The sequence below is a fragment of the Halomonas sp. SIMBA_159 genome, assembly GCF_046536035.1.
Classification (GTDB): Bacteria; Pseudomonadota; Gammaproteobacteria; order Pseudomonadales; family Halomonadaceae; genus Vreelandella; species Vreelandella venusta_A.
On record NZ_JAWJBT010000858.1, the window covers coordinates 1 to 262 of the forward strand.

A 262-nucleotide genomic window follows, 5' to 3' on the forward strand; every position below is an offset into this window, starting at 1 on the left:
TTCTGTTCCGTCAGCAACCGAAGACGGGCGGCGGGCGCCATTTCGGCTCGCGCGTCGTCTTCTCGCCTGATGGCAAGCTGTTCATCACCGTCGGTGAACGCGGCGAGCGCCAACGCGCGCAGGATTTCACCATTAACCGCGGCCAAGTGATCCGGCTCAATCCGGACGGCACAATCCCGGACGACAATCCCTTCGTCGGCGTCGAAGGTCGGTTGCCCGAGGTCTGGTCCTACGGCCACCGCAATCCGCAAGGTGCTGCAAT

General features: G+C 63.4%; 1 protein-coding gene. It reads left to right on the plus strand.

The features are described 5' to 3' along the window. Window positions 1–262: PQQ-dependent sugar dehydrogenase (locus R0J87_RS21675; protein WP_498888887.1), on the plus strand; the 262-nt coding region annotated here is incomplete at both ends.